General features: G+C 73.2%; 26 protein-coding genes. 14 read left to right on the forward strand and 12 right to left on the reverse strand.

Features of this window, described 5'->3' with window-relative positions; genetic code table 11:
- The first annotated feature begins 1 nt into the window (after nucleotide 1).
- Genes HNR61_RS24250 through HNR61_RS24265 form a run of 4 tightly spaced genes read left to right on the forward strand, consistent with a single transcriptional unit; the run spans nucleotide 2 to nucleotide 2798 of the window.
- Nucleotides 2-370, forward strand: a complete 369-nt coding sequence (locus HNR61_RS24250; protein WP_182845468.1) for a YciI family protein — start codon at nucleotides 2-4, stop codon at nucleotides 368-370.
- Nucleotides 371-377: 7 nt separating this feature from the next.
- Nucleotides 378-716 carry a YciI family protein gene (locus HNR61_RS24255; RefSeq protein WP_182845469.1) on the forward strand — a complete coding sequence of 113 codons (339 nt, stop codon included), beginning with the start codon at nucleotides 378-380 and terminating at the stop codon, nucleotides 714-716.
- Nucleotides 713-1957: an RNA polymerase sigma factor gene (locus tag HNR61_RS24260; protein ID WP_312898067.1), complete on the forward strand. Its 1245-nt coding sequence runs from the start codon at nucleotides 713-715 to the stop codon at nucleotides 1955-1957. Before HNR61_RS24255 ends, HNR61_RS24260 begins: the two co-directional genes overlap by 4 nt.
- 55 nt (nucleotides 1958-2012) lie before the next feature.
- Entirely contained in the window at nucleotides 2013-2798 is a 786-nt protein-coding gene (locus HNR61_RS24265; RefSeq protein ID WP_182845470.1) for a phosphotransferase, read from the forward strand.
- Nucleotides 2799-3021: 223 nt separating this feature from the next.
- Here the strand turns inward: HNR61_RS24265 and HNR61_RS24270 are convergent, their stop codons facing one another.
- Complete coding sequence (locus tag HNR61_RS24270; RefSeq protein ID WP_182845471.1) at nucleotides 3022-3450, reverse strand: hypothetical protein; 429 nt, start codon at nucleotides 3448-3450, stop codon at nucleotides 3022-3024.
- An 82-nt stretch (nucleotides 3451-3532) separates the two neighbouring features.
- A complete protein-coding gene (locus HNR61_RS24275; RefSeq protein WP_182845472.1) occupies nucleotides 3533-3901 on the reverse strand; it encodes a nuclear transport factor 2 family protein in 369 nt (122 codons plus the stop codon).
- Nucleotides 3902-4168: 267 nt separating this feature from the next.
- Between HNR61_RS24275 and HNR61_RS24280 the strand changes: the two genes are divergently transcribed.
- Nucleotides 4169-4660 carry a WapI family immunity protein gene (locus tag HNR61_RS24280; protein ID WP_182845473.1) on the forward strand — a complete coding sequence of 164 codons (492 nt, stop codon included), beginning with the start codon at nucleotides 4169-4171 and terminating at the stop codon, nucleotides 4658-4660.
- Between the two features lie 99 nt (nucleotides 4661-4759).
- Here the strand turns inward: HNR61_RS24280 and HNR61_RS24285 are convergent, their stop codons facing one another.
- Nucleotides 4760-5230: an anthrone oxygenase family protein gene (locus HNR61_RS24285; protein ID WP_182845474.1), complete on the reverse strand. Its 471-nt coding sequence runs from the start codon at nucleotides 5228-5230 to the stop codon at nucleotides 4760-4762.
- Between the two features lie 158 nt (nucleotides 5231-5388).
- Between HNR61_RS24285 and HNR61_RS24290 the strand changes: the two genes are divergently transcribed.
- The 4 genes from HNR61_RS24290 to HNR61_RS24305 all read left to right on the forward strand — a co-directional run bounded on the left by HNR61_RS24290 (nucleotide 5389) and on the right by HNR61_RS24305 (nucleotide 9123).
- On the forward strand, nucleotides 5389-5985 hold the full coding sequence (locus HNR61_RS24290) for a hypothetical protein (RefSeq protein ID WP_182845475.1): 597 nt from the start codon (nucleotides 5389-5391) through the stop codon (nucleotides 5983-5985).
- 142 nt (nucleotides 5986-6127) lie between these two features.
- Complete coding sequence (locus tag HNR61_RS24295) at nucleotides 6128-7615, forward strand: serine/threonine-protein kinase (RefSeq protein ID WP_182845476.1); 1488 nt, start codon at nucleotides 6128-6130, stop codon at nucleotides 7613-7615.
- A gap of 34 nt (nucleotides 7616-7649) precedes the next feature.
- Entirely contained in the window at nucleotides 7650-7949 is a 300-nt protein-coding gene (locus HNR61_RS24300; protein WP_182845477.1) for a 4a-hydroxytetrahydrobiopterin dehydratase, read from the forward strand.
- Nucleotides 7950-8046: 97 nt separating this feature from the next.
- Nucleotides 8047-9123 carry an RNA ligase (ATP) gene (locus HNR61_RS24305; RefSeq protein WP_182845478.1) on the forward strand — a complete coding sequence of 359 codons (1077 nt, stop codon included), beginning with the start codon at nucleotides 8047-8049 and terminating at the stop codon, nucleotides 9121-9123.
- A gap of 6 nt (nucleotides 9124-9129) precedes the next feature.
- On the opposite strand, the gene HNR61_RS24310 is transcribed toward HNR61_RS24305, so the two are convergent.
- From HNR61_RS24310 to HNR61_RS24320, 3 genes are all read right to left on the reverse strand, one after another.
- On the reverse strand, nucleotides 9130-9309 hold the full coding sequence (locus HNR61_RS24310; protein WP_182845479.1) for a response regulator transcription factor: 180 nt from the start codon (nucleotides 9307-9309) through the stop codon (nucleotides 9130-9132).
- Nucleotides 9310-10067: 758 nt separating this feature from the next.
- Complete coding sequence (locus HNR61_RS24315; protein ID WP_182845480.1) at nucleotides 10068-10820, reverse strand: ABC transporter permease; 753 nt, start codon at nucleotides 10818-10820, stop codon at nucleotides 10068-10070.
- Nucleotides 10813-11778, reverse strand: coding sequence for an ATP-binding cassette domain-containing protein (locus HNR61_RS24320; RefSeq protein WP_182845481.1), 966 nt, complete (start codon nucleotides 11776-11778; stop codon nucleotides 10813-10815). The genes HNR61_RS24315 and HNR61_RS24320 overlap by 8 nt, the downstream gene beginning before the upstream one ends.
- 107 nt (nucleotides 11779-11885) lie before the next feature.
- Between HNR61_RS24320 and HNR61_RS24325 the strand changes: the two genes are divergently transcribed.
- Entirely contained in the window at nucleotides 11886-12668 is a 783-nt protein-coding gene (locus HNR61_RS24325; protein ID WP_182845482.1) for a TetR/AcrR family transcriptional regulator, read from the forward strand.
- Here the strand turns inward: HNR61_RS24325 and HNR61_RS24330 are convergent.
- Genes HNR61_RS24330 through HNR61_RS24340 form a run of 3 tightly spaced genes read right to left on the reverse strand, consistent with a single transcriptional unit; the run spans nucleotide 12629 to nucleotide 15509 of the window.
- Nucleotides 12629-13423 carry an SDR family NAD(P)-dependent oxidoreductase gene (locus tag HNR61_RS24330; protein ID WP_182845483.1) on the reverse strand — a complete coding sequence of 265 codons (795 nt, stop codon included), beginning with the start codon at nucleotides 13421-13423 and terminating at the stop codon, nucleotides 12629-12631. The two genes, HNR61_RS24325 and HNR61_RS24330, sit on opposite strands and share 40 nt — an antisense overlap.
- A gap of 11 nt (nucleotides 13424-13434) precedes the next feature.
- Nucleotides 13435-13644: a hypothetical protein gene (locus HNR61_RS24335; protein WP_182845675.1), complete on the reverse strand. Its 210-nt coding sequence runs from the start codon at nucleotides 13642-13644 to the stop codon at nucleotides 13435-13437.
- Nucleotides 13641-15509, reverse strand: a complete 1869-nt coding sequence (locus HNR61_RS24340; RefSeq protein ID WP_312898068.1) for a hypothetical protein — start codon at nucleotides 15507-15509, stop codon at nucleotides 13641-13643. Before HNR61_RS24340 ends, HNR61_RS24335 begins: the two co-directional genes overlap by 4 nt.
- A gap of 330 nt (nucleotides 15510-15839) precedes the next feature.
- On the opposite strand from HNR61_RS24340, the gene HNR61_RS24345 reads away from it, so the two are divergent.
- Together HNR61_RS24345 and HNR61_RS24350 are read left to right on the forward strand one after the other, a co-directional pair.
- On the forward strand, nucleotides 15840-16064 hold the full coding sequence (locus HNR61_RS24345; RefSeq protein ID WP_182845484.1) for a cupredoxin domain-containing protein: 225 nt from the start codon (nucleotides 15840-15842) through the stop codon (nucleotides 16062-16064).
- 1 nt (nucleotide 16065) lies between these two features.
- On the forward strand, nucleotides 16066-17397 hold the full coding sequence (locus tag HNR61_RS24350; RefSeq protein WP_312898069.1) for a hypothetical protein: 1332 nt from the start codon (nucleotides 16066-16068) through the stop codon (nucleotides 17395-17397).
- On the opposite strand, the gene HNR61_RS24355 is transcribed toward HNR61_RS24350, so the two are convergent.
- Nucleotides 17387-18313, reverse strand: coding sequence for a hypothetical protein (locus HNR61_RS24355; protein WP_182845485.1), 927 nt, complete (start codon nucleotides 18311-18313; stop codon nucleotides 17387-17389). The genes HNR61_RS24350 and HNR61_RS24355 overlap by 11 nt on opposite strands.
- 150 nt (nucleotides 18314-18463) lie before the next feature.
- Nucleotides 18464-19978 (reverse strand): M1 family metallopeptidase, encoded by a 1515-nt coding sequence (locus HNR61_RS24360; protein WP_182845486.1) that lies wholly within the window; start codon nucleotides 19976-19978, stop codon nucleotides 18464-18466.
- Nucleotides 19979-20186: 208 nt separating this feature from the next.
- Between HNR61_RS24360 and HNR61_RS24365 the strand changes: the two genes are divergently transcribed.
- Entirely contained in the window at nucleotides 20187-20933 is a 747-nt protein-coding gene (locus HNR61_RS24365; RefSeq protein ID WP_182845487.1) for a nuclease-related domain-containing protein, read from the forward strand.
- On the opposite strand, the gene HNR61_RS24370 is transcribed toward HNR61_RS24365, so the two are convergent.
- Nucleotides 20906-23185 (reverse strand): ATP-binding cassette domain-containing protein, encoded by a 2280-nt coding sequence (locus tag HNR61_RS24370; RefSeq protein ID WP_182845488.1) that lies wholly within the window; start codon nucleotides 23183-23185, stop codon nucleotides 20906-20908. The two genes, HNR61_RS24365 and HNR61_RS24370, sit on opposite strands and share 28 nt — an antisense overlap.
- Nucleotides 23186-23248: 63 nt before the next feature.
- Here HNR61_RS24370 and HNR61_RS24375 point away from each other — a divergent pair, with 63 nt between their 5' ends.
- Nucleotides 23249-24232: a helix-turn-helix transcriptional regulator gene (locus tag HNR61_RS24375; protein WP_182845489.1), complete on the forward strand. Its 984-nt coding sequence runs from the start codon at nucleotides 23249-23251 to the stop codon at nucleotides 24230-24232.
- Nucleotides 24233-24254: the final 22 nt, after the last annotated feature.

Consider the following 24254-nt stretch of genomic DNA (forward strand, 5'->3'; position numbering starts at 1 on the left):
CGTGCAATTCCTGTTGATCATGTACGGTAACCCGCGGATCTGGGACGCGCTGACCGAGGACGAGCGCGACGAGGTGATGAGCGGCCACGGCACGTTCATGGAGACCGTCACCGGGGCCGGGGAGATGATCAGTACCGTCGCGCTGGCCGACCCGTCGCGGAGCGCCGTGGTCAGGGTCCGGGGCGGCGTCCCGGCGGTGACGGACGGCCCCTACGTCGAGTCCAAGGAGTACCTCGGCGGCTACTACCTGGTGGAATGCGACAGCAGAGAGCGTGCCCTGGAGCTGGCCGCGCTCATTCCCGACGCCGGTGTCGAGGGCCTGGGCGTCGAGGTGCGGCCGGTGGTCTTCGCGAGCACGGCCGAGGGCTGAGCACGCGATGAAGTTCCTGCTGAACCTCTACCTGAACGCGGCGGACCTGCCGGGGGAAGGGCCGGACCACGTGGAGTTCCTGGGCTCCGCCGCGTCAACAGGGGAACTGATCAGCGGTCACGCGTTCGCCGATCCGTCCATCAGCGCCGTCGTCCAGGTCCGGGACGGCGTGGTGGCGGTGAGCGAGGGCCCGTACCCGCGGGCATCGGACCATGTCGCCGTCCAGTACCTCGTCGACTGCGAGAGCCGGGAACGCGCCCTGGAGCTGGCCGCGCTGATACCGAGCGGCCGGTCCGGCGGCGTGGAGGTGCGGCCGCTGATGGGCTCGGCCGGGATGGAGATGTGAGCGGGAGCGAACGCTTCGGGGACCTGCTGCGCGCCCTGGCGCCGCAGGTCCTCGGCATGCTGCTGCACCGGTACGGCGGGTTCGAGGAGTGCGAGGACGCGGTCCAGGAGGCGTTGCTCGCCGCGACGGTGCGCTGGCCCGCCGACGGCGTTCCGGAGAACCCGCGGGCCTGGCTGGTCACCGTCGCCTCCCGCCGCCTGGTCGATCAGGTGCGCGGTGAGCGGGCGCGCCGCCGGCGGGAAGTCACCGCGGCGGTACGGGAGGCGCCGGACGCCGGTCTCGCACCGGCGCCCGGCGACGGGAACCCGGGCGATCGGGACGACACGCTCACGTTGCTGTTCCTGTGCGGTCATCCAGCGCTGACGCCCGCCTCCCAGGTGGCGCTCACGCTGCGCGCCGTCGGCGGGCTCACCACCGCCGAGGTGGCTCGGGCGTTCCTCGTGCCGGAGGCCACCATGGGGCCGCGGATCAGCCGCGCCAAGCAACGGATCAAAGCCGCCGGCGCGTCGTTCGCGACGCTGACCGCCCGGGAGCGGGCCGAACGGCTGGACACCGTCCTGCACGTGCTCTACCTGATCTTCAACGAGGGCTACACCGCCGGCTCCGGCCCCGACCTGCACCGCGCCGAGCTCACCACGGAGGCGATCCGGCTCACCCGCATGGTGCACCGGTCCCTGCCGGACGACGGCGAGGTGGCGGGGCTGCTGGCGCTGATGCTGCTGACCGACGCCCGCCGCGCGGCCCGCACCGGCCCGGACGGCGCCCTCGTGCCGCTGGCCGAGCAGGACCGGAACCGGTGGGACGCCGCCATGGTCCACGAGGGCGTCGCGCTGGTCACCGCCGCCATGTCCGCCTCGCCCCTGGGGCCCTACCAGCTTCAGGCGGCGATCGCCGCGCTGCACGTCCAGGCGCCGCGGGCCGAGGACACCGACTGGGAACAGATCCGCGTCCTGTACGGGATCCTCGGCCGGATCGCGCCGAACCCGATGGTCACCCTCAACCACGCCGTCGCGATCGCGATGACCCGGGGGCCGCGGGCCGGACTCGAACTGCTGGAAAGCCTGGACGGCGACCCCCGGATGGCCCGCCACCACCGCCTCCACGCCGTCCGCGCCCACCTTCAGGAACTGGCCGGAGAGGACGCCGCCGCACGGGAGAACTACCGGCTGGCCACCCGGCGCACCACGAGCCTCCCCGAACAGCGCTACCTGCGGGACAGGGCGGGCAAGCTGGACCGGTGACGGAGGGCCGGAAAACCGGATGCGTTCACCGGCGGGCGCGGGTTACAACACCCCCATGGCCGACAGGCGAGAGCAGAGGCTGCCCGGCGGCAGGCACGTGGGCGGCGTCCGGATCGGCGACACCGTCCATCGTCCGGCGAACCCGTGGACGCCCGCCGTGCACGCCATGCTGCACCATCTGGAACAAGCCGGTTTCCAGGGCGCACCTCGCGTCCTGGGCTTTGACGAGCAGGGCCGCGAGGTCCTCAGCTGGCTGCACGGCGACACCATCGGAGAGCGGCACCCCTGGCCCTCCTGGCCGCACACCGACGACGCGCTGCGGCAGGTCGGCGCCTGGATGCGTCGGCTGCACGACACCACGGCCGACTTCGTGCCACCACGCGACGCGCGCTGGTTCATCGACCGGCCCTGGCGCCCGGAACTGGTCATCGGCCACCAGGACGCCTCGCCCTACAACGCGGTGTGGAGCGGCTCCGGCGCCCTGGTCGGCTTCGTCGACTGGGACACCGCAGGCCCCGCGACGCGGGAACTCGATCTGGCCTACACGGTGCTGACCTGGGTGCCGCTGGTCGCCCGCAGGGTCGCCGAGTTCCAGGGCTTCACCGCCTTCGGGGACCGGTCACGGCGCCTGCACCTCCTGCTGGACGCCTACGGCTACGACGGCGACCGGACGGTCCTGCGCGCGGCGCTCCTCGACCGGATCCGGCGGCAGTCGGCCGTCCAGCGCGCCATGGCCGACGACGGCCACCCCCATATGCGGTCCTTCGCCGAGGACCTGGACCAGGCCGCGGCGGAGATCGCCGCGCTGCCGGCGTCGTTCTGGCGGCCCTCGACGCCCTAGGGTCCCCGGTGCCGGGAGAAGGCGAGGGGCGGAACGACGAAGATCCATCACAGAACTCCGGTCTCGGGGCCGTCGGGCTTTCACGGCGAGAGACCGGTGGTCGTGATGGAGGGGACGGGTTCCCTCGCAGAAGCGGACGCGCCGCTTCGGCTGCGAAGCCTGGAAACGGCGAAGCGGCTCGGCCCCGAGATCGGGGCCGAGCCGCTGTGGCCCGTGTCATCGGTCAGTCGGCGCGGCGGATCGCGATGAACTGGGCGGCGGCGAACGCGCCCACCGTCCCCGCCTGCATGACGGCCCAGGTCGCACCGACGGCGTTCAGGTCGAGCCAGCCGGTGGCGACGGCGACGACGCTCAGCACGCTCCACAGCACGTTCATCTCGATCACGGCGTGGACGGCCAGGCGGGGAGCGCGGGCGGGCATCGAGAGCGCCGCCACGGCGATCGCGAAGACGACCAGGAAGGCGCCCAGGCCGCGGCCGACCGCGGCGTCCAGGCCGAGCAGGCGCTCCAGCGGGCCGGCCAGCGCCAGGTAGGCCAGGCCGTTGGCGCCGGTGACGACGGCGTCCACGCGCAGGGCCAGCTTGAGGAAGCGGCGTCCGTCGGCGAACAGGCTCGGGGCGGTGGCGGTCTCGGGGGCGGTGCGAACGGCCATGGTCATGGTTCCTTTCGAGGGGATGGTTCGAGGGGGAGAGGGGATTCGAGGGGATGGTTCGAGGGGGAGAGGGGGAGGGGCGTCAGGCTCCGGCGGGGACCTTGTCGAGGAAGCCGTGGACCTCGCCGATCCGGCCGTCGGCGCCGAGCACCACGACGTCGAAGCCGATGACGATCGGGTCCGCGCCCGCCGGGCCCAGGTGCCAGGTGAAGCGGGCGACGTCGTGGTGGGCGTCCACCGGGCCGCCGAGGGTGAACTCCAGCCCGGCGAACTGGCCTTGGACGGCGGCGATGGTGGCGTCCAGTTCGTCGCGGCCGTGCACGTCCGCCAGCGGGTCGGTGTAGCCGACACCCTCGCTGAAGACCTCGGCGATGCGGTCCCGGCGGGCGGCCGGGTCGGTCTCGTTCCAGACGGCGATGTAGCCGTCGACCAGCGCGTTCATGTCGTTCATCTCTTGCTCCCGGTGTCGTTCCTGCCGATGACCACAAAGCTACGGAGATGCCGACGACGGGGAATCAGTCGTGCTTAGGTACTTCTGGCGCCCTCTTCAGGCGTGCTGTCGCCGAGACAGTGTTCGCTTCCTGTCTCAGCGGGGTTCGACGATGCTGGGGGCGACGCGTTCTGCACCCTCACGTCTGGGTACGGCCCGTCCTCGGGTGCTTATCCGCCCAGCTCAGCGGATCCCTTCGGGAGAGCCGGCCCCATCTAGGATCAGTGGATGCGCATCACAGGAAGAGACGGCGTCGTCTTCGAGCTCCGCCCGGTGGAGTGGCAGTTCCCGGCGGGGACCGGGTACTGGGACGACCTGTGGCTGATCGTTGAAGGACGCGTCGACCTCGGCGAACGTTCCTGGTCCTTCCGTGATCCCGCTCTGACGATCACCAATGCCCGCTGGCTGGCCTACTGGCTGCGTCAAGCGGCCGCGGGGCAGGTCGCGCCGATCGACGCCGAGGACACAGGGGGACACGGGCGGCGTGGAATCATTTTCAGCGAGCCCGCGCTGTCGTTCACGCTCCTTGAGCGCCGACAGGGGGAGGCGACCGTTCGCGCCCATTTCTACGCCGAGGCCGCGCCGCCTTGGCTCAACGCCGGCGGCGGAGCGTCCGTGGGGTTGGACGTCGACTTCGTCCTCGACCTCGACCAGCTGACCAGGGCCGCCGACGAATGGACCCGCGACCTCGACGAACTGCCCCCACGGCAACAGCCATGAGAGAGACCGGCGTGACGCCCCTCCAGGAACGGATGGAGACGACCCCTCACCGTCCCTGTGCCTGAGGGACGCCTCGCGCCCGTGAACGGTCCCGCCGGATCAGTGGTGGGTTCCTCGGGACGAACGCATGACCAGCGTGATGATGAGCAGGAACGCCACGAGCGCGGTGACCGTGCGCACGATGTTGAAGTTCTCCCACCGCTGGAGGATCGCGGCGTGGTCGGGCGGGGGCGCGGTGACCGCCCACACCTTGATCTTCTGGTTGATCGGGACGTTGCCGAACCGGGTGACCAGGAACGACACCACCGCCAGTCCACAGGCCGCACCGGCCAGCAGGCGCGGTGCGCCGCGTGTCAGCACCGCCAGGACGAGCGAGCTCAGCACGGCCAGGGCCATGGCCGTCTGCATGACGGGGCCGTTCATCTGCATCAGCGCCGAGTGGAAGGTCAGGCGCACGTCCAGCGGGACCGCGTCGAAGGTGGTGGCGACGTTGGTCGCGCCGTACCCGAACGCTCCCGCCAGCAGGCCGGTGGACAGCAGCGCCAGTCCGGCGACGAGCCGGGTCTTCATGGGGGGCTCCTCCGTGGTTGCACGCGTCTCCCGCGCGGCCGGGCTTTCCGCGACCGCGCGCGCCTCTGGGGCCCACCCCGGTCCGGTTCCCTTGCCCGGTTCGAGGGGCGACGGACGTCCGGTTAGGCTAGCCCGAAAAAACGATCATGGAGAGCGGAATGGTGCCCTTGTCCGTCTGCCTCGGTCCGCGCCTGATCCTGCGCGAGAGCGCCCCCGAACCCCGGCTCGACTCCTTCGCCGCCGACTTCGGCTGGGAGAAGGTGGAGTATCCGGAGGACCTCCAGGCCGGAACACTGCGCGAGGTGGTGTGGGAAGGGTATGACCTGGGGCTTCACTACCTCATCGATGATGTTACGGAATGCCCCTACATCTACTTCTCCGCCGATATGAGCCACACCGCTCAGGCACTCACCCAGATGGCGACCGACCATCTTCACGTGTACGGCCGCGCCGAACTCCTTTCCGCTTTCGACACCGCTCGCGGTGCCGCCGAACGTCGGCGAACTCTGCTCATGGCGGCCCTCGGCAGCTCACACACCCTGGACGACGCCCTCTACCAGCGGATCCGGGATGCGGCGCACGCTCCCGAGCCGGAGCTTCGAAGGGCGGCGGTCTACGCGGCGAGTTACTCGCCGTCCGTGCGCTACAAACCGCTGTTGGCACTGCTGAGTGCCGATGACCCCGACCCGGCGGTCCGCCTGGACGCCGGTCTCATGCTCGACGCCATCAACGAGGTCGGTACCGGCGGCGTCTGACCCAACGCCCTCGGGCGTCACCCGGCGCGGCGTCTTCTCCCGCAGACCGACCTGACGACAGGGGCGGCCTACCCCCAGCCCGCTACCCGCTTCCCGGTGGGAGACCTTAGGCTGCCGCCGGGAACGCGGTGAAGGGGTGACGGTGGCGAAGCAGCCGGAGACGATCGGTCCCTACGAGGTGTTGCGCCTGCTCGGTTCGGGCGGGATGGGCTCGGTCCACCTGGCGTTGGACGGGGAGGGCCGCACGGTCGCGGTCAAGGTGCTGCATCCCCACATCGCGGCGGAGTCCCGCGGGCTGGAGCGCATGGAACGCGAGGCGGCGGCCATGCGGCAGGTCCGCCATCCGAACGTCGCCGAGATCGTCGACGCCGATCTCACCGGCGAGTCCCCCTACCTGGTCACCCGGTACGTGCAGGGCCTGTCGCTGCACCGCATCGTCGAGGAGCGGGGGCCGCTGGAGGGGGAGGCGCTGCGCGCGGTGGCGCGGGGGCTGGCCGAGGCGTTGCGGGCCGTGCACGCGGCGGGCGTCGTCCACCGGGACCTGACGCCGCGCAACGTGATGATGACCGACGGCCGCCCCGTCCTGATCGACCTGGGGCTCGCGGTCGCGCCGGAGGCCACGCGCATGACCCAGGGGGTGATCGGAACGCCCGGGTACATCGCGCCGGAGGTCTTCGACGGGCAGCGTCCCGGCCCGGCCGCCGACGTCTTCGCCTGGGGCGCGACGGTCGCGTTCGCCGCGACCGGGCGGCACTGCTTCCACGGCGCCACGACGCTGGAGGTCTTCAACCGGGTGCTGAACGGGGAACCCGACCTGGACGGCGTCCCCGCCGACCTGCTCGGGGCCGTGACGGCGGCCCTGGCCAAGAACCCCGCCGAGCGGCCGCAGGCCGACGCGCTGACCGGCGACGCCGCACCGGCCCCACCATCGGCCCCGCCACCGGCCGCGCCGCCGCCTCCGCCCGCCGCGCCGTTGGAGCCGTTGCGGGCGCGGTTCCGGGAGGCCATGCGACGCGATGACGCCGACGGCGCGGTGGCCGCCGCGACGGAGCTGTGGCGCGCGGCCGTGGCGACCGAGGACCGCGCCGAGATCGCCGAGGGGCTGCGCGCCCTGGGCGAGGCGCTGGTGGCCAAGGACGACCACCACAACGCCTGGGCCAACTTCGAGCAGGGCCGCGCCCTGGCCGCCGAGGTCGGCCGCCGTCCCACCGAGGGCTGGTGCCTGTACGGCCTGGGCGTCTGCGCGGCCGCCCACAAGGACCACGCCCGCGCCGACCACGCCCTCCGGCACGCCATCGCGATCGCCCTGGAGACCGGCGACCCGACGCTGGAGTCGTCGTGCGTGTTCGAGCTGGCGGTCATGGCCGAGAGCCACCGTGACTTCCCGCAGGCCGAGTGGATGTACGACCGGCTGCGCCGGCTGTCGGCGGTGACCGGCAAGACCGAGGACCTGGCGCACGCGCTGCACGGGCTCGGGACCTGCGCGGTCGAGCAGCGCCGGCACGAGCACGCCGAGGCGTTCCTGACGGAGGCGCTGCGCGTCGCCGAGGGGCTCGGCGACACCGAGCTCCAGCACTGGATCGTCGACGACCTGCTCCGGGCCAGGCCGGGACGCCGCCACGGTGGGTAGGGAACGGAGCGGACCGAACAGGGGGAGGACGACGATGACCGCACTGCTCGACGACGCCGCCATCACCGAACGCCTGGGCGGGCTGAACGGCTGGAGCCGGGAGGGCGACGAGATCCGCAGGGCCTTCGGGGCGCCCTCGTTCATGGCCGGGATCGACCTGGTCGGTGCCGTGGCGCGGGCCGCCGAGGACGCCGACCACCATCCCGACATCGACATCCGCTGGACGACGGTCACCTTCGCGCTGTCCACGCACAGCGCCGGGGGACTGACCGGCAAGGACTTCGACCTGGCCGCGACGATCGACCGGCTGGCCGCCGAGCGCGGCGCGAAGTGACACGGGAGGGGTGACGCGGGACAAAACGCGTTGCCCGCTCCGTGGGAGCCCTGCCAACCTGCACGAGGACGGCAGACCCCCATGGAAGGGAACCGACGTGTCCACACTGCGCGTCACCGCGGAACGACTGACCATCCACCCCCACGACAACGCCGACGCCCTCGAACTCGCCCAGGTCGGGCTGTACCGGGCCGTCGTCGCCAAGGGTCAGTACCGCACCGGCGACTGGGCGCTGTACATCCCCGAGGGGGCGCTGCTGCCCGACGACCTGATCGCGGAGCTGGGGCTGACCGGCAGGCTCGCCGGGTCGGGCCGCGACCGCGTCAAGGCGGTGCGGCTGCGCGGTGAGCTGTCGCAGGGGATCGTCTGCGTGCCCGCGGCGGTGCGGGACGTCGACCTGGCCACCGCGCACGCCGAGGGCCGCGACTTCGCCGGTGAGCTCGGGGTCACCAAGTGGGTGCCGCCGATCCCGGTGCACATGGCCGGCGAGGTGGTCGCGGCCCCGGACCTGGTGCCGTGGATCGAGATCGAGGACGTCAAGCGGTATCCGGCGCTGTTCGAGGCCGGGGAGCCGGTGGTGGCCACCGAGAAGATCCACGGAACGGCGTGCGCGTTCACCCTGGCGGGCGGGGAGGCGTTCGTGTCCTCCAAGGGCTTCAGCGCCAAGCGGATGGCGATCCGGCGGGACCCGGCGAACCTGTACTGGCGGGCCGTGGAGACCCACGGTGTTCCCGAGGCCGCCCAGCGCATCGCCGCCCTGCTGGACGTCGACCGGGTGGCGGTGTTCGGCGAGGTCTACGGGCGCGGCGTGCAGGACCTGGCCTACGGCGCCGACGGCAAGAGCGAGCGTCCCGGTTACGCGGTGTTCGACGTGGCGGTGTCGGCCGACGGCGGCTCGGTCCGCTGGCTGGACGCGGACGAGACGGCCCGGCTGCTGGGGGAGGTGGGGCTGCCCGCCGTTCCCCGGCTGTACGAGGGGCCGTTCGACACCGGCGCGCTGATGGAGCTGGCCTCGGGGCGGGAGACCGTCTCGGGTTCGGGCGCCCACCTGCGGGAGGGGCTGGTCGTGCGCCCCGCCGTCGAGCGGTACAGCCCCGTCACCGGCGGCCGGGCGATCGGCAAGTTCGTCTCGCCCGCCTACCTGACGCGCAAGGGCGGCACCGAGTACGAGTGACCGGGCTCAGGAGCGCCGCGTCACCCAGACCGCGATCTGGGTGCGGGAGTTGAAGCCGAGCTTGCCCAGGATGTGCTCGATGTGGGAGTCGGCGGTGCGGCGGGAGATGACGAGCCGTTCGGCGATCTCCCGGTTGGACATGCCCTGGGCGACCAGTTCGGCGACCTGCCGTTCGCGCGGGCTCAACGGCGAGCCGCCGCGCGGGGCACCGCGGGGCTCGCCGCGGGAGGGGGCGAGCGCGGCGGTCTGGTCGAGGGCGTAGCCGACGGCGTCGGCGATCGGGGCGCGCAGGCCGTCCTGGAACGCCGCGTCGTAGCGTTCCTCCCCGACCAGCGCGAGGCCGCGCCCACAGCAGCCGCTCGGCGTCGGTGCACAGCTCGTGGCTCCACTCGATGGCCGACTGCAGGGTGTGGTGCCGCTGGTCGCTGATGCGGGCGCGCCTGCCCAGGATGCGGAACCGGTCGTCGAGCCGGGCGGCGAGCTGGGCGACCGACAGCACGCGCAGCTGCACCGCCGCCAGCTCGATCGCCAGGGGGATGCCGTCCAGGCGGCGGCACAGCTGGGAGGCGGCCTCCAGGTTGCCCTCCGACAGCGAGAACGTCGGGTCGTGCAGCGAGGACAGCTCCACCAGCCACACGCCGTCGGGGAAGGAGGGGCGCGCCTCCTCGGCGGCCCGCAGCCCCAGGCGGGTCTTGCCGACGCCGCCCACCCCGGTGAGGGTGACCAGCCGGGCCCGGGACAGGGCCTGCCGGACCAGGGCGAGCTCGGCTCCGCGCCCCACGAACGTCGTCATGTCGGCGGGCAGGTTCCCGGGCCGGCGCGCTGCTGCCAGACTAGACACGGTCACCTCGGTGCTCGGTCCCGGCCGAGCCGGGACCTGCGTCGTCGTGGCGCTCATGGTAACCGGGAGTCCGCCCCCCGGTCACGCTTTGTCGATGTTCCCGTCACCGGGTGCGCCGCCGGAACAGCGGTCCCGACAGTGCCACCGAGACCAGCAGCAGGGCTCCGCACCAGGCCAGGGCGGTCCAGGGGCGGCCGCCGACCGGCTGGTCCAGCAGCAGGCCGCGCACGCTCTCGATGATCGGGGTGGCGGGCTGGTGCTCGGCGAAGCCGTGCAGCCAGCCCGGCATCGTGTCGACCGGCACGAACGCGCTGCTGGGGTAGGGCAGGAACAGCACGAAGAAGGTGAAGCCGCTGGCCGCCTCCGTCGTCTTGGCCACCAGGCCCACCGCGGCCGACACCGCCGACATCGCCACGACGAAGGCCACCAGCACGCCGAGTCCCGCCAGCCATCCCAGCGGGCCCGCGTCGGGGCGGAACCCGATCAGCAGGGCCACGGCCATCACCATGGCGGTGGACAGCAGGTTGCGCAGGGTGCTGGCGGTGACGTGCGCGGCCAGCAGCGCCGGGCCGCCGACGTCCATGGACCGGAAGCGGTCCACCACGCCCTGGGTCATGTCCTCGGCGACGCCGACGGCGGTGAGCGAGGCCCCGTAGGAGCAGCACAGCAGCAGGACGCCGGGGACGGCGTAGGTGACGTAGTCGGTGTCGGTGCGGATCGCGCCGCCGAAGATGTAGACGAACAGCAGCATCAGCAGCACCGGCAGCATGAGCGAGATCAGCAGCGCTTCCAGGTTGCGCATGCTCAGGCGCAGGCCGCGGCCGGCCAGCACCGGCCAGGCGAGAAGGTCAGACACCGGCGGTCTCCTTGGTCGTGCCGGTCAGGGTCAGGAAGACGTCGTCGAGGGTGGCCTCGCGGACGGCGAACGACTCGACCGCGGTGCGTCCGGGGTCGATCTCGTCCAGCAGGGAGCGCACGTGCGCGGCCGATCCGTCGGTGGCGACGGCGACGGAACGGCGGGCCGAGTCGAGCTGCGTCACCCGGTCCCCGAGCGCGTGCAGCGCCGCCTCGAACGCGTCGGTGCTGGTGAGGACCATGGTCAGTTGGGCGGCGGCGACCCGGTCCTTGAGCTCGGCGGCGGTGCCCTCGGCGACGACGCGGCCGCCGTCCAGCAGGGCGATGCGGTCGGCGAGCCGGTCGGCCTCCTCCAGGTACTGGGTGGTCAGCAGGACCGTCACGCCGGTGGCGGTCAGCTCGCCGACCACCCGCCACATCGCCTGCCGGCTGCGCGGGTCCAGGCCGGTGGTGGGCTCGTCCAGGAACACCACCTCGGGGTCGGTGACCAGCCCGCACGCCAGGTCCAGGCGGCGGCGCATGCCGCCGGAGTAGGTGGCGACGCGCCGGCCGGCGGCGTCGGCCAGGTCGAAGCGCTCCAGCAGTTCGGCGGCGCGGCGGCGGGCCTGCGGGCGGGACAGCCGGCGCAGCCGGGCCATCATGCGCAGGTTCTCGGCGCCGGTCTGGTTCTCGTCGACGGCCGCGTACTGGCCGGTGAGGCTGATGACGCGCCGCACGCGGCGGGCGTCGGCCACCACGTCGTGCCCGGCGACCCGCGCGGTGCCGCCGTCCGGCCGGGTCAGCGTCGCCAGGATGCGGACGGTGGTGGTCTTGCCCGCCCCGTTGGGGCCGAGCAGCGCGAAGACCTCGCCCCTGGCCACCCGCAGGTCGATGCCCTTCAGAACGGTGACCCGGCCGTAGGACTTGCTCAGTCCGGCCGTCTCGATCGCCGCTGTCTCGGTCGCCGGTTCGTCGTGCACAGCCCCTCCCGGGGTTCCTCGGACACGCTTACTGTGTATGCCATACGCATTACCGTGTAGGGTATACGCAGAAGGGCCCCCGACGTCAACGCCCTAGGCTTCGGAACGTGAAGAACGCAGAGCACGGCCAGCAACTGCCCACGAGCGTGGAACTCGCCTGGGGGCGGCGGGAACGCCCCGCCAAGGGCCCCCGGCGGGCGCTGACGCTGGAGCGGATCGTGGAGGCGGCGATCCGGGTGGGCGAGGCCGAGGGGCTGGAGGCGGTGTCGATGAGCCGGGTCGCCGCCGAGGCCGGGGTCTCCACGATGGCGCTGTACCGCTACGTGCCCGCCAAGGCCGACCTGCTGACGATCATGCAGGACACGCTGTTCGGCCCGCCGCCCGAGCCGCCCGCCCCCGGGGCGGGATGGCGGGAGGGGCTGCTGTGGTGGGCGAGCGAGATGCGCGCCATCGTGCGGCGCCACACCTGGGCGCTGCGCGTCCCGGTCAACGGCCCGCCGGTGATGCCCCACTCGGTGGCCTGGATGGAGACCGGGCTGCGCTGCCTGCGCGGCACCGGGCTGGACGACGGCACCAAGCTCTCCATCCTGGTGCTGGTCAGCGGCTTCGTGCGCAGCGAGGCCCTGCTGGCCGCGGACCTGGCCGCCGCGTTCGAACGCACCGGCAACGACCCGTCGGACGCGCTGACGGGGTACGGGCCGATGCTGCTGGAGGTGCTCGACGAGCACCGCTTCCCCGAGCTGTACCGCGCGGCCAGATCCGGGGTGTTCGAGGAGGAGGACGACCCCGACTGGGAGTTCGCGTTCGGGATGGAACGCCTGCTGGACGGGATCGAGGTGCTGGTGCGCCCTCAGTGCACGGAGAACCCGCCGTCCACGAACAGCGACTGACCGGTGACGTAGGCCGAGGCGGGGCTCGCCAGGAACACCGCCGCGCCCGCGAAGTCGGCGGGCACCCCGTTGCGGCCGACCATCGTGCGGGCGGCCAGCGCCTCGACGCGTTCGGGGTCGTCCTGGAGGCGGGCGTTGAGCGGGGTCAGCACGAACCCCGGCACCAGGGTGTTGGCGGTGACGCCGCGCGGCGACCACGCCTCGGCCTGGGAGCGGGCGAGTCCCTCCAGTCCCGCCTTGGACACGCCGTAGGCGCCGCTGGTGACGAACGCGCGGAACGCCTGCTGGGACGACACGTGGATCAGGCGGCCGTAGCCGCGTTCGGCCATGCCGGGGGCATAGCGCTGGGACAGCAGGAACGGGGCGTCCAGGTTCACCGCCATCGTGCGGTCCCACACGTCCTCGCCGAGGTCGCCCATCGGGGGCCGCAGGTTGATCCCGGCGCAGTTGACCAGGATGTCGGGCTCGCCGAACGGTTCGGCGGCCCGCTCGGCGGCGGCGCGGACCCCCGCGCGGGAGGCCAGGTCGGCGCTGACCCGCGCGGCCCGGCAGCCGAGCCGCTCCAGGTCGGCGACCACGGCGTCCAGCTCGGTCTCGCGGCGGGCGACGATGACGACCGACGCCCCGGCGCGCGCCAGCGCCTCGGCGATGGCGCGGCCGATGCCGGAGCTGCCGCCGGTCACCACCGCCACCCTCCCCTCCAGGGAGAACAGATCGGACAGGTAGCCGGAGGGGCCGGAGGAAGACGTCGTCATGGGCGGCGATCTTAGGCCGCGTCGCTGCGCTCACCCGCGCCGGGGGCCCGCTCCCCGGCGCCCTCACCGACCTCGCCGGTCCCGTCGGTCTCGTCGTCGCCACGGCGGCGGTCCCGCCACACCACCACGGCGATCACGGCGACGACGACGAACGTCGGCACGAAGAACGGGATCGCGCTGACGATCGGGTGGGTCGCCAGCACCCCCTCGACGGGCGTCACGTGCCGACCCTCTCGCGGGGCGCGCCGCCGACGCGGGCGGGCTCGGGCAGCAGGCGGGCGACGCGGGCCACGCCCCAGCCGAGCGCGACCAGCAGGACCAGAGTGCAGAACAGCACCACCGAGGAGGCCGCCAGCCACAGCCAGCCCGGCACCCCGCTCTTCAGCTCACGCTGGAGGATCCTCTTCTCGCTCTGCACGTCGCGGGTGAAGCTGTCGGTGGCGGGCAGTTCCCGGGCGCCGATCGCCGGGTCCGCGGGCAGGTAGATCGGCACGCCGGCCAGGGTCCGGCCGTCGTGCAGGCGGACCAGGGTCTTCCACTGGCCGTGCAGCGGCATCGGCGCGCTGGTGCGGTAGACGCCCTCGGCCTCCCGGACCAGCGGCTCGACGTGCAGGCCCCGGCCCTGCCAGGCGGTGATCGCGATCCAGGCGGGGTCGTCGGCGGCGTCGCGCGGGTCCAGCACGACGCGGGCGTGGGCGGTGCGGTTCCCCGCGTCGCCGCGCACGTCCAGCAGGGTGACGGTGGCCTTCTGTTCCCGCGGGACGTTGATGACCAGGCCGTTGGCGACGGCGACGGACACGCCCACCAGCGAGGCGGCGAACAGGCCGCGCGCCAGCGCGGGCCTCGGCATCCGGCCCTCCAGCCCCTCGGCGAGCATCGCGCCGCACAGGCCGCCCGCGACCCCGCCGGCCAGCGCCATCAGCACGCCCTCGGGCACCATGTCCCCGGCCCACGGCAGCTTGTAGGCCACCTGCGTCCAGGCGAACTCGGCGGCGAACCCGGCCGTGCCGACCAGCACGCCGCCGACCGCGCCCAGCAGCAGCGGACGGCGGGCCAGGAACAGCGCGGCCAGCTCGATCAGCAGCGCCTCGGCGAGGTACAGCGGCACCGAGGCCCACAGTTCACCGATGACCGGGCCGACGAACACCGACACGCCGCCGCGGACCAGCATGTAGAACACGACCGCGAACAGCGCGCCGCCCCGGCCGACCCACAGCCGGGCGGCGACCAGCGCGCACCCGGCGGCCAGCGCGATCAGCAGCGGCTGGAACACCACGCGGAACTGCGGGACGCCGAAGTCGAACTCGGCCTGGAACACCGACAGGCCGATCAGCAGACCGCCCGCGTGCATGCCGCGCCGCACGTAACGCGCCCACCCCGGGGGCTCGGCGTCGGCCGGGCCGTCGTAGGCGCGGCGGCCCTCGCGCTCCAGGATCATCATGGCGACCAGCGACAGTCCCGCGCCGCCGATCAGCATCAGGTGGGTGGGGCCCCACAGGGTGACGTCCTGGCCGAAGATGCGGTGCCACACGTCGTCGAGCGGGAAGCCCAGCAGCGCGTAGAACCCGGCCCCGGCCAGCAGCACACCGCCCGCCGGGGCGTACCAGTCGCGGGTGACGCGCACCGACGCCCGGCCCGGACGCACGCCCTTGGGCAGCGCCACCGCCAGCACGCCGGCGGTGAAGATGCCGAACAGGCCGATCAGGATCGGGTAGTGCGCGATGTTGGCCAGCGGTCCCTCGTCGCGGCCGTGCGAAATGTGCAGGGAGATGTCCCAGTACATGCCGAGCAGCGCCGTGATGAGCGAGACCAGCGCCACGATGATCGGCAGCGAGGCCCAGCCGGGCAGCCCGCGTCCGGGGCCGCGCTCCGACAGGTCCGCCAGCTGCGTCAGCACCGTGATCCGGCCCGTGCGGTGCCCCCAGCCGAACAGCAGCAGCACGGCGGTCAGGACCGCCGCGCCCCCGGTGGCGATGAGGATCTGGTCAAGCGCCGCGCCGCCCGCGGGCTTGGGCTCCTGCGCCGCTCCCCGCGCCGCCAGCGCGAGGGCGACCTCCGATCCGGTGTTCGTGACTCGATCCCACACGGGTGCTCCTATAGCCGCCTGAACGGGGTACAAACCGACCCTGGCCGGAGTATGTCAGCAACCAATGTGTCATCGTCTAGTGTCACGTTCTGTGGCATGAGACACCAGCGGGAAGAGAGAGGCGAAACGGTGCGACTGAAGAGGGCTCTGACAGCGGTGGTGACGGTGGGGCTCCTGGGAACGGCGGCCGCCTGCGGCGAGCCGACGACCGATTCGTCCACGTCAGCGGCGCCATCGCCCGCCACCACCGGTGCTTCCTCCGCACCCGCGCCCGCGCCCGCGGGCCAGCAGAACGTAACCAACGTCACAGTCACGGTCGCCAAGGGGAAGGTGAGCACCGCCAGCGGCCGCGTGAAGGTCCGGCGCGGCGCGACCGTGCGGTTCACCGTCACCAGCGACGCCGCCGACGAGTTCCACCTGCACGGCTACGACCGCACGCTCGACCTGCGCCCCGGCCGCCCCGCCGTCCTGGAGCTGACCGCCGACAAGCCCGGGGTCTTCGAGGCCGAACTGCACCATTCCAAGGCCCGCGTCCTCGAACTCCAGGTGGGCTGAGGTGCGGCTGCCGGGAGAGGCCGCGCAGGGGCACGTCCTGGCCCACGGGCTCGGCGGCCGCACCGACCTTCCGCTGGACGCCCTCAGCGCCATCGTCGGCGGCGGGATCGCCGTGGCCGTCTCGTTCCTCGCCCTGACCTGGGCCTGGAAGCGGCCCCGGCTGCACCCCGACGGCGGCCGTCCGGTGTCGCCGCGCCTGGCCCGGCTGCTGGACGCGCCCGCGCTGACGGGCGCCGGACGCGCGCTGGCGCTGGCGGCGACCGCGTTGGTCGTGGTGGTGGCGTTCGCCGGGCCGCCCACCGACGAGCGCAACCTCGCGCCGTGGGCGCTGTTCGTCACCTTCTGGGTGGGACTCGTGCCGGTCAGCGTGCTGCTCGGGCCGGTGTGGCGGCGCGTCAACCCGCTGCGCACCCTGCACGCCGGGCTGTGCCGCCTGACCCGAACCGACCCGGACGGCCGCCGCCCGCTGCCCGCCGGGATCGGGTACCGGCCCGCGGCGGGGTGGCTCACGGCGTTCGTGTGGCTGGAGCTGGTCGCCCCCGACCGCTCCGACCCGCGCCTGGTCGGCGCGCTGATCGTGGCGTACGCGGGGGTGAACACGGCGCTGGCGTGGTGGTTCGGCCGGGACTGGTTCACGCGGGGCGACGGCTTCGAGGCCTACTCCGGCCTGCTGGCGCGGATGTGCCCGATCGGGCGGCGTTCGGACGGGACGCTGGTGTGGCGGACCCCGCTGCACGGCCTGATGCGCCACACCGGGGAACCCGGCCTGGTCGCCACCGCGTGCGTGCTGATCGGCTCGACCGGGTTCGACGGGATCACCCGCACCACCTACTGGCGCGACAACGTCGATCCCTCCAGCCTGCTCGCCGGAACGCTGGGGCTGGGCGCGGCGATCGGCGCGGTGTCGGTGCTGTACCTGGCCGCGATGCGGGTCAGCGCCGCCGTCACCGGCCAGGACCCCCGGCGGGTGCCGGGGCGGTTCGCCGCGACGCTGCTGCCGATCGCGCTGGGCTACACCCTGGCGCACTACTTCTCGTTCTTCCTGCTGGAGGGGCAGACGACGGTCATCCTGGCCAGCGACCCGTTCGGGGCGGGCTGGAACCTGCTGGGCTCGACCGGCAACCGCGTCGACCACGACCTGGTCGGGCCGACGCTGATCGCGCAGGTCCAGGTGAACGCCATCGTGCTCGGCCACATCGCGGGCACGATCGCCGCGCACGACCTGGCGCTGCGCACCGGGCCGTCCGAACGGGCCCTGCGCGGCCAACTGCCCATAGCGGTGGTGATGGTGGCGTTGACCTGCGCGGGGCTGTTCGCGCTGCTCAGTGGTTGACGCGTTCGGAGGAGGCTGAGGTCTCGTTCCCGGCCTCGTTCCCGGCGTTCTGCCCAGCCTTGCGCTCGGCGTCCTTCTTGGCGGCCAGCTCGGCGACCTTCGCCTGCTGCCTCTTGCGGCGCTTGTACTCGCTGACCGCCATGCCGAGCGCGATGAGGATCGGCACCCAGTACTTGGTGGTGGCCAGGATCGCCTGGAGCCACCCCGGCAGGGACACGTCGGGCGGGTCGATGTCCGGCCACGGGATGTGGACGTCGGGCCAGGGGATGTCCGGCAGGTCGATCTCGGGGAAGGGGATGTCGGGCCAGGGGATGCGCACGTTGAGGTTGATGAACACGCCGATGCCCAGCAGCGGCCAGATCACCTTCCCGGTCGCCAGCATCACGTGCCGGGCCGCGAACAGCCTGGGGTGCTCGCGGGCGAACTTCTCGCGCCGGTGGGCGCGGGTGCCCTCGGGCGGGGAGAAGGGGATCTCCTCGAAACGCTTCAGCAGCTCCCGGAGCGCCTCCTCCTTCTCCTTGTCCTTCCGCTTGTCCTCGTCGTTCTTCTCGGCGGGCTTCTCCAGGTCGACCTTCGGCTCATCGCCGTCCTTCCCGTCGCCGGGCTCCGCGTCGTCGGTCTGCTTGGGCACCAGCACGGCGATCCGGCCGGGGTCGCCCAGCCAGTCCCACTCGACGCGGAGCTTCGCCGTGGGCCCGAAGTGCGCGAACGCCTCGTCGGCGGCGAGGTCGGCCGGTTCGAAGGTGAGCGACTTGAGCTTGGTCTCCTTCTCGGCCACCCGGCGGTCGTCCACGTACAGCCGCGCCCGGCGGGCCTTGCCCCGCGGGGAGGCCTCGACCTCCAGACGGCGGTCGCCGTCCATCAGCAGCCAGCGTGCCTGGGCCGTACCGGTCACCGTCATCCCCCTGCTCGTCACGTCCCGTTCCCTGCAACGTCTCCAGCAGGATCGCGTGTACGCGGAGGGCGCGGAATCGGCCGAAACTCCATGGCCCATAGACCAAAGTCGATGCCCGCCCACACCGGGAAGGCGTGGACGGGCACCGCAGGGCCGGGAACGGCCGACGGACTAGGGGAGCGGGGGCTTGCCGGGGGAGTAGATCCAGGTCCTGAAGAACTCGTCCAGGTCCTGCCCGGAGACCTTCTCGGCCAGGGCGGTGAACTGCTCGGTCGTCACGTTCTTGTCGCGGTTCTGGGCGTACCAGGCGCGCAGCAGCGCGAAGAACCTCTCGTCACCGATCTTCTCGCGGAGGAACTGCAGCACCATGCCGCCGCCGGAGTAGACCCGGTCGTTGAACATGGTGTCGCGCTGGGGATCGGCGATCACGACCGACCAGTAGGGCGCGCCCGCCGGGTCGGGGAACGGCTTGGCGTTGTAGGTGGCGCGGGCCTGCGCGGCGACGCTCGTGCCGCCCTGCAGTTCGGTCCAGTACCAGTTGGACCAGCGGGCGAAGCTCTCGTTGAGCCAGATCTGCTGCCAGGTCCTGGGGCCGACGCTGTTGCCCCACCACTGGTGGGCCATCTCGTGGGCGATGGTGCGGTCCGGGCGGATCGCCGAGTAGACCGGCTTGCCGTTGGTCTCCAGGGAGAAGCCGAGCGGCTGGTCGTTGAAGCGGGCGTCGTCGACGATCGCCCCGGCGGTGTTGAACGGGTACTCGCCGAACAGCTTGACCCACAGGTCGGTCGACTTGGCGGTGGTGTCGTAGTAGTAGTCGATCGGGTCGACGCCGCCGGGGGCGGACAGCTTGCGCACCTCGGGGTCGATCGCCACGTACATCGGCACGCCCCCGGCGGTCTTGCCGGTCTTGACGTCCCACCTGCCGATGTCGATGGTCGCCAGGTAGCTGGCCATCAGGCCCGACTCGCGCCAGTCGTAGGTGACGGTGTCGGTGGCCGAACGGCGGCGGCTCAGCACGGTCTTCCCCGCCCGCTTGGACACCAGCACGCCGTTGGCGACGGCTCCCAGGCCCTTGGGCACGGTGAGGGAGAAGTCGTAGCGGGCCTTGTCGGAGGGGTGGTCGTTGGCGGGGAACCAGGTGGAGGCCCCGTCCGGCTCGGCTCCGACGTAGGCGCCGTCGGGGGTGTGCAGGAAGCCGTAGGGCGAGCCGAACACGATCGGCGACCCGACGATCGTCCTGGGCACGCCGCCGTAGGTGACGGCGACGGTGAAGTGGCGGCCCTTGCGCAGCCCCTTGCGCGGGGTGATCGTCAGCTCGGTGCCGCGCCGCTTGTGGTGGGCGCGGCGGCCGTCGACGGTGACCCTCTCGACGTCCATCCCGTTGAGGTCGAGGTTGAACGTCGACAGGTTCTGGGTGGCCCGGGCGGTGATGCGCGCGGTGCCGTCGAGCTGGTCGTGGTCGGGGTCGTAGGCGAGCTTCAGCTTGTAGTGCTGGACGTCGTAGCCGCCGTTGCCCAGGTGCGGGAAGTAGGGGTCGCCCACGCCGGGGGCGCCTGGGGTGAAGCGGTGCTGGACGGCGGCGTCGGCCGGTGCCGCCAGGGTGACCGCGGCGACGGCGGCGACCGCCAGGGGCAGCGCCCGGCCGGGAGTGCGCAGCCGGTGCCGCGAGGTGCGCAGGGGGGACATGCGCCGATCCTCTCCATTGAGTGATCAAGACCGTGCCCACCTTGCCCGGAGAATGCCGTTGATGTCGACATGGGGGGCGAAATTGGTCAGCGGCGGCGACCACCCGCGCCGCCGTTCCAGTTCCGGCGCTTCTCGACGACCGCGTCAAATGACGCCAAAGCCCCTCCCGATTTCGTTCCCCGCGGCTCGTGGCGGGCACGGTGGCGCCATGACGTCGCTTCGTCCGTCATGGCCCGGTCGTCCGCCCGGTCGTCCGCCGCGTTCCGGCGCGGGGGCGTCGGCGCGGCAGCGCTACCGCAACCTGCGGGCGGCCGGACGCGCGCGCCGCCGCGTGTTGGTCGCGCTGGCGCTGGCGGCGGGCGCGGCGGCCGGGCTGCTGCTGGGCGGCTGGGCCGGGCTGCTGGTGGGGGCGCTGTGGGGCGCGGGCGGCACGACGCTGTGGCTGTACCGCACCGACGCCGCGCGGTCGTGGGCGCGCGGGGCGCTGGGCGAGCGCCGCACCGCCCGGCTGCTGCGGCCGCTGGAGCGGGCCGGGTTCGCGGTGCTGCACGACCGGGCCCTGCCGCGCGGCCGCGCCAACCTGGACCATCTGGTGATCACCCCGGCCGGGACCGTGGTGCTGGTGGACTCCAAGAACTGGGCGCGCGGTCGCCGGTTGCGCCGCACCGGACGCACGGTGCGGCCCGCGCGGTACGAGGCGCGCCGGGTCCGCGAGGAGCTGGCGCGGGCGCTGGGCGGGCCGGTGGAGGTGCGGGCGGTGCTGGCCGTGCACGGCGGCGACCTGCCGCTGCTGCGGCGGGTGGCGGTCAACGGGGTGCCGCTGCTGCGCGCCCGCCAGGTCCGCCGCTGGATCGTCCGGCACTGCCCGGCCGCCGACCCGGCGCGCGCCGAACGGGTCCGGCGGGAGTGCGAGCGCCTGTTCCCGCCCTACCGGGAGCCGCCCCGCGCCGCCTGACGCAGGTGCCGGGCGGTGATCGAGGTGGGGTGGTCGAGCAGCGCGGCCGGGGTGCCGGTGAAGACGACCTCGCCGCCGTGCCGGCCGCCGCCGGGCCCCAGGTCGACGATCCAGTCGGCGTGGGCCGCCACGGCCGGGTCGTGTTCGATGACGATGACGGTGTTGCCGGCGTCGACCAGGCGGTCCAGCAGCGCCAGCAGGGTGTCGGTGTCGGCCCGGTGCAGGCCAGTGGTCGGCTCGTCCAGCACGTGGACCGCGCCGGTGCCGCGCAGGTGCCCGGCCAGTTTCAGGCGCTGGCGTTCGCCGCCCGACAGGGTCGACAGCGGTTGTCCGAGGGTGAGGTAGGGCAGGCCGACCTCGACGACCGGCCGCAGCCGCCGGGTGATCCTCGGTTCGGTGAAGAAGTCGGCGGCCTGCCGCACGGTCAGGGCGAGCACGTCGACGATCGACCGGCCGCGCAGGGTGTGGTCGCGGACCTCGGGCCGGTAGCGGGTGCCGTGGCAGTCGGGGCAGACGGTGGTGACCGGATCCATGTAGGCCAGGTCGGTGAAGATGACGCCGTTGCCGTCGCAGCCGGGGCAGGCTCCCTTGGAGTTGAAGCTGAACAGGCCGATGTCGGCGCCGGTCGCCTCGGCGAACAGCCTGCGGATGGCGTCCATGACGCCCAGGTGGGTGGCGGGGCTGGACCGCCGGGAGGCCGCGATCGGCGACTGGTCCACCACGGTCGTCCCAGGATGGCGGGCGAGGAGCTCCCGCGTGACCAGGGTGCTCTTGCCCGACCCGGCCACCCCGGTGACGGCGGTGAGCACACCGGTGGGGAACCGCACGGTGACGTCCTTGAGGTTGTGCCGGTCGGCGCCGGCGACGGTGAGCCAGCCGGTCGGCTCGCGCGGGACGGCCTTGGGCCGGACGCCGCGGCGCAGGCACCGGCCGGTGGGGGTGTCGGCGCGGCGCAGCTCGGCGACGGTGCCCTGGAAGACGATCCGGCCGCCGTCGGCTCCCGCGCCGGGGCCCATGTCGACCACGTGGTCGGCGATGGCGATGACGTCGGGGTCGTGCTCGACCACCAGCACGGTGTTGCCCTTGTCGCGCAGCTGGACCAGCAGGTCGTTCAGGCGGCCGACGTCGCTCGGGTGCATGCCGACGCTGGGCTCGTCGAAGACGTAGGTCAGGCCGGCCAGGCCGGAGCCCAGGTGCCGCACCACCTTCAGGCGCTGGGCCTCGCCGCCGGAGACGGTGGCGGTCGCGCGGTCCAGGCTCAGGTAGCCCAGGCCGATCGCCTCCAGACGGCGCAGGCGGGTGACGGCGGCCGCGGCGACGGGCGCGCCGACCGGGTCGGTGACCTCCTCCAGCGCGGCGATCAGGTCGGGGATCTCCATGCGGCTCAGGTCGGCGATGGTGCGGCCGTTGATCCGGCTGGCCAGGGCCGTCCGGTTGAGGCGGGCGCCCTCGCACAGCGGGCAGACCCGGGCGCCGGTGACCCGCCGGGTGGCGTCGCGGAGCCTGGCGGGCAGCGCGTCCGGGTCGCGTTTGAGGTAGAGGCGTTCGATGCGTTCGACCACGCCCTCGTAGGCGTTGTGGCCCACCGAGCCGGTGCGGTTGAGGCGGGGGACGCGAAAGCCCTTGCCGTGCAGCAGCAGCTCCATCTCCTGCTCGCTGAACGCGCGCAGCGGCTTGTCGGGGTCGAACAGTCCGGACTCGGCGTACAGCTGCCACGGGAAGGTGCCGACCGCGAACGGCTCGAAGCGGATCGCGCCCTGGTTGAGGGTCCGGTCGCGGTCCAGGAGCCGGTCGGGGTCGACACGGACGACGCGTCCCAGACCGTCACATTCGGGGCACATGCCGCGCGGGTCGTTGAACGAGTACCGGGTGGCCTCGCCCGCGCTGGGCTCGCCGCACCGGGAGAACAGCACCCGCAGCACCGAGGCGATGTCGGTGGCGGTGCCGACGGTGGAGCGGGCGTTGCCGCCGATCGGCCGCTGGTCGACCACCACGGCCGGGGCCAGCCCCTCGACGGCGTCGACGGCGGGCCGCTCGTAGCGGGGCAGGCGGTTGCGGATGTACCAGGTGAAGGTCTCGTTGAGCTGGCGCTGGGACTCCACGGCGATCGTGTCGAACACCAGCGACGACTTGCCCGAACCCGACACGCCGGTGAACACCGTGATCTGTTCCTTGGGGACGCGCAGGGTCAGGTCCCGCAGGTTGTTCTCCCGCGCTCCGGTGATCGTGATGTGGGTGCTGTGGCGGGTCATGGCGGTGACGCTAGGCGGCCATCAGGTCAGGTTCCGGCCTGATTTCCCGGGATACTGGGGCGGGTGAGCACCGACACCTCGGCGCGGCTGCTGCGGCTGCTGAGCCTGTTGCAGACCCGCCGCGAACGGACCGGACCGGAGCTGAGCGAGCGGCTCGGCGTCAGCGAGCGCACCGTGCGCCGTGACGTGGAACGGCTGCGCGAGCTGGGCTATCCGGTGCGCGCCACGCGCGGCGCGATCGGCGGTTACCGGCTGGAGGCCGGGGCCGCGATGCCGCCGCTGCTGCTGGACGACGAGGAGGCGGTCGCCATCGCCGTCGGGCTGCGCGGCGCGGCCCGGGGCGCGGTGACCGGGATCGAGGACAGCGCGCTGCGGGCGCTGGCCAAGCTGGAGCAGGTCCTGCCGGACCGGCTGCGGCGGCGGGTCGCCGCGCTGCACGAGGCGACCGTGGCGCTGGACGGTCCGCCCGCCGGTCCGGGGGCCGATCCGGCGACGCTGACCGCGCTGGCCGCCGCCTGCCGGGACCGGGAACGCGTGCGGTTCCGCCACCGGGGGAGCGACGGCGCGCACGGCCGCCGCCTGGTCGAGCCGCACCGGCTGGTGGCGGCCTCGCGGCGCTGGTACCTGCTGGCCTGGGACTGCGACCGGGAGGACTGGCGGACCTTCCGGGTCGACCGCCTGGACGAGGTGCGTCCCACCGGGGTGCGGGTCGCGCCGCGCGAGCTGCCCGGCGGGGAGGACCCGGCCGGTTTCGTGCGGCGTTCGCTGTCGGGGGCGCGGCCGGCCACGCGCGCGGTGCTGCTGGTGCACGCCCCGGCCGAGGAGGTCGCCGAGCGGTTCCGGGTGAGCCCGGGGGAGCTGGAACCGGTCGACGAACGCACCTGCCTGCTGCGCACCGCCGCCGACTCGCTGGAGTGGACGGCGCTGCGCATCGCCTACCTCGGCATCGACTTCGAGGTCCGCGAGCCGCCCGAGCTGGCCGCGCTGCTGGGCCGGATGGGGGCGCGGCTGTCGCGTTCGGCGGGCGGCGGCGGCTCGGGGCTGTGACAATGGGGACGCCGGGGTCGAG

The organism is Actinomadura kijaniata, from assembly GCF_014138665.1.
GTDB classification, from domain to species: Bacteria; Actinomycetota; Actinomycetes; order Streptosporangiales; family Streptosporangiaceae; genus Spirillospora; species Spirillospora kijaniata.

Coding starts and splice junctions, on each gene's coding strand:
- HNR61_RS24255 (WP_182845469.1), top strand. CDS start 378: ATGAAGTTCCTGCTGAACCTCTACCTGAACGCGGCGGACCTGCCGGGG.
- HNR61_RS24265 (WP_182845470.1), top strand. CDS start 2,013: ATGGCCGACAGGCGAGAGCAGAGGCTGCCCGGCGGCAGGCACGTGGGC.
- HNR61_RS24270 (WP_182845471.1), bottom strand. CDS start 3,450: ATGGCCGTTCGCACCGCCCCCGAGACCGCCACCGCCCCGAGCCTGTTC.
- HNR61_RS24275 (WP_182845472.1), bottom strand. CDS start 3,901: ATGAACGACATGAACGCGCTGGTCGACGGCTACATCGCCGTCTGGAAC.
- HNR61_RS24280 (WP_182845473.1), top strand. CDS start 4,169: ATGCGCATCACAGGAAGAGACGGCGTCGTCTTCGAGCTCCGCCCGGTG.
- HNR61_RS24285 (WP_182845474.1), bottom strand. CDS start 5,230: ATGAAGACCCGGCTCGTCGCCGGACTGGCGCTGCTGTCCACCGGCCTG.
- HNR61_RS24290 (WP_182845475.1), top strand. CDS start 5,389: ATGGTGCCCTTGTCCGTCTGCCTCGGTCCGCGCCTGATCCTGCGCGAG.
- HNR61_RS24300 (WP_182845477.1), top strand. CDS start 7,650: ATGACCGCACTGCTCGACGACGCCGCCATCACCGAACGCCTGGGCGGG.
- HNR61_RS24330 (WP_182845483.1), bottom strand. CDS start 13,423: ATGACGACGTCTTCCTCCGGCCCCTCCGGCTACCTGTCCGATCTGTTC.
- HNR61_RS24360 (WP_182845486.1), bottom strand. CDS start 19,978: ATGTCCCCCCTGCGCACCTCGCGGCACCGGCTGCGCACTCCCGGCCGG.
- HNR61_RS24365 (WP_182845487.1), top strand. CDS start 20,187: ATGACGTCGCTTCGTCCGTCATGGCCCGGTCGTCCGCCCGGTCGTCCG.
- HNR61_RS24370 (WP_182845488.1), bottom strand. CDS start 23,185: ATGACCCGCCACAGCACCCACATCACGATCACCGGAGCGCGGGAGAAC.